Annotated in this window: 4 protein-coding genes; 3 read left to right on the top strand and 1 reads right to left on the bottom strand. The window is 65.7% G+C overall.

Translation table 11 applies throughout. From position 1 onward, the window contains the following. Positions 1-538 (bottom strand): aldehyde dehydrogenase family protein (locus ACFWF3_RS30850; protein WP_379317234.1); only part of this gene is annotated, 538 nt, incomplete at its 3' end. Positions 539-629: 91 nt separating this feature from the next. Here ACFWF3_RS30850 and ACFWF3_RS30845 point away from each other — a divergent pair. From ACFWF3_RS30845 to ACFWF3_RS30835, 3 genes are all read left to right on the top strand, one after another. Beyond that, positions 630-1,850 carry a CaiB/BaiF CoA transferase family protein gene (locus ACFWF3_RS30845; RefSeq protein ID WP_379317232.1) on the top strand — a complete coding sequence of 407 codons (1,221 nt, stop codon included), beginning with the start codon at positions 630-632 and terminating at the stop codon, positions 1,848-1,850. A 37-nt stretch (positions 1,851-1,887) separates the two neighbouring features. Further along, positions 1,888-2,034 (top strand): DUF1059 domain-containing protein, encoded by a 147-nt coding sequence (locus ACFWF3_RS30840; RefSeq protein WP_067446967.1) that lies wholly within the window; start codon positions 1,888-1,890, stop codon positions 2,032-2,034. A gap of 54 nt (positions 2,035-2,088) precedes the next feature. After that, on the top strand, positions 2,089-2,855 hold a 767-nt coding region (locus tag ACFWF3_RS30835; RefSeq protein ID WP_379317230.1), incomplete at its 3' end, for an amidohydrolase family protein.

Below are 2,855 nucleotides of genomic sequence, written 5' to 3'. Positions count from 1 at the left end.
GGAAGTTCGACGGGCAGATCGCGGCGACCACACCCACCGGTTCCTGTACGACGATGCGCCGGTTGCGATCGCCGAAGACGCCGCCGCCCGCGAGAGTCCGCTCCCACTCGAACTCGTCGATCAGGCCCGCCGGGTACCGCAGCGCTTCCGCCAGCGGCCACTCCAGTTGCGCTGTCTGCGTGGTCATCACCGGGCAACCCACCTCGGCGACGAGTTCGGTGCGGAACAGCTCGAGCTCCGACTCCAACGCGCGCTGCAGCTGTTCGAGGCAGCGGCGGCGCAGGTCCCGGTCGGTCGACCATGTGGTGTCGTCGAACGCCCGGCGAGCGGCGGCGATGGCGCGCAGCATGTCCTGTTCGTCGGCCGCCGCGGTGGTGCCGAGCACTTCCCCGGTGGCCGGACTGCGATTGTCGAACGATGCGCCCGACGCCGCGGCCGTCAGCTCACCATCGATGAGCATGCGGAATTCGGCCTCGGCGGCTGCCTGACGGCCCCACTCCGGACTCAGCGTCGTCCGCTCTTCGACGATGTCGCTCACATTGCCTCCCGATGGCCATCCTGGATGAGTAACTGTAATGATTACCGTATAGTACTTCACGACACGTATCAATTGCGGGAGAGGAGCACCGATGTCCGGTTTGCTCAGTGGCGTCACAGTGGTCGAATTGGCATCGTGGACCTACGTGCCCAGCGCGGGAGCCGCGCTGGCCGACTGGGGCGCCGATGTCATCAAGATCGAGGACACCAACGGCGGCGATCCGTGCCGCAACCTGACCATCGGCGGCCTCGACGGCACCGGCACCGAGGTGCGGGCCAACTTCATGATGGAGCTCGGCAACCACGGCAAACGAAGCATCGGCGTCGATATCAAGTCCACCCAGGGCAGGCAGATCCTCGGCCGATTGATCGCCGGAGCCGATGTCTTCCTGACCAATTGGCTCCCCGCGCCACTCGAGCGAGCCGGCTTGACCGTCGAGCAGATCCGCGAGTTCAACCCGAACGTCATCATCGTCAGAGGCAGTGGCCACGGCAGCCGTGGCCCGGAGAAGGACCGCGGCGGCTTCGACGCGGCGAGCTATCTCGCGCGCGCCGGCGTCGCGTACGCGCTGACGCCGACGAATTCCGAATTCCCGATGGCCCAGGGACCCGCCTTCGGCGACCTTCAGGGCGGCATCACGCTGGCCGGGGGCGTCACCGCCGCCCTGTTCCACCGCGAACGCACCGGGCACGCTCCGCTGGTCGACAGTTCCCTACTGGCACAGGGCATGTGGGCCGTCGCACCGGATATCGCCGCAGCCGATTACTACGACATCGACCGCATTCCGGCCGGCGAGGCCGGTACCGCACTCAATCCCGCGGTGAACCGCTATCGAACGCGGGACAACCGATGGGTCCAGCTCGTACTCCTGCAAGCCGACCGGTATTGGCGCGGATTCTGCGAGCGCGTCGGCAGGCCCGATCTCGGTGTCGACGAGCGGTTCGTGCCGCTGGCGAACCTGGTCGTCAATCAGGAGGCCGCCACCGCCGAACTGCGCAAGACCTTCGCCGAGCGCGATCTCGCCGACTGGCAGAAGGCGCTCGCCGACGAGCCCGGCGTCTGGGCGACGATCGCGAGTCCACGCGAAGTTCTCGACGACCCCCAGGTCGCGGCCAACGGCTACCTGATGACGGTCACCGACAGCGCGGGCAACGACTACCGAACCGTCTCCGCTCCCGTGCAATTCGACGAGCAGCCCGCACCGGCGAGCCGGGCCCCCGAGTACGGCGAGCACACCGAGACGATCCTGCTCGAGCTCGGCCTGGAATGGGACGACATCATCGCGGCGAAGGAGAGCGGGGCGATCCTGTGAGTGCCGAACGCGCCGTGCCGCCGATCGGGGCCGAATCATGAAGCGGCATTTGAGCTGCCCGTGCGGTGAATTCCTGATCGGAACCGATGAAGACGACTTGGTCGCCGCCGCTCAGCGCCATCTCACCGAGCAGCACCCCGACCACCGGTACAGCCGCGAGCAAATCCTGTTCATGGCCTACTGAACCGACCATGGGCTATATTGTAAGCCTTACTGTAATCATTTAAGGAGTGTGATCGTGGATAAGAACGACATGATCCTGATCAGCGTCGATGATCACATCATCGAGCCGCCGGACATGTTCACCAACCACCTGCCCGCGAAGTACGCCGCCGAGGCACCGCAATTGGTGCGCACCGACAACGGCGCCGATGTCTGGAAGTTCCGCGACACCGTCATCCCCAATGTGGCGCTCAATGCCGTGGCCGGGCGGCCGAAAGAGGAATACGGTCTCGAGCCCGACGGTCTCGACGAGATCCGCCCCGGATGTTTCGATGTCCACGAACGCATCAAGGACATGAACGCGGGTGGGGTACTGGCGTCGATGAACTTCCCGTCGTTCCCCGGTTTCGCGGGACGACTGTTCGCGACCGAGGACTCCGATTTCTCCCTCGCCTTGGTCCGGGCCTACAACGACTGGCACATCGACGAATGGTGCGGCGCCTACCCGGGCCGGTTCATCCCGATGGCACTGCCGGTGATCTGGGACGCCGAGTTGTGCGCCGCCGAAGTCCGCCGAGTGGCGGACAAGGGCGTGCACTCGCTGACCTTCAGCGAGAATCCCGCCGCGCTCGGCTACCCGAGCTTCCACGATCCGTTCTGGAATCCGCTGTGGAAAGCCCTGGTCGATACCGATACCGTGCTCAATGTCCATATCGGCTCCTCGGGACGGCTGTCCATCCCCGCGGTCGACTCGCCGCCGGATGTGATGATCACCTTGCAGCCGATGAACATCGTGCAGGCCGCGGCGGACCTGCTCTGGTCGCGCCCGGTCAAGGACTACCC

It is taken from the genome of Nocardia sp. NPDC060220 (genome assembly GCF_042727815.1).
Classification (GTDB): domain Bacteria; phylum Actinomycetota; class Actinomycetes; order Mycobacteriales; family Mycobacteriaceae; genus Nocardia.
Note: the sequence above shows the minus strand (reverse complement) of the source record. Positions and strands in the feature narration are given on the sequence as shown.

Coding starts and splice junctions, on each gene's coding strand:
- ACFWF3_RS30845 (WP_379317232.1), top strand. CDS start 630: ATGTCCGGTTTGCTCAGTGGCGTCACAGTGGTCGAATTGGCATCGTGG.
- ACFWF3_RS30840 (WP_067446967.1), top strand. CDS start 1,888: ATGAAGCGGCATTTGAGCTGCCCGTGCGGTGAATTCCTGATCGGAACC.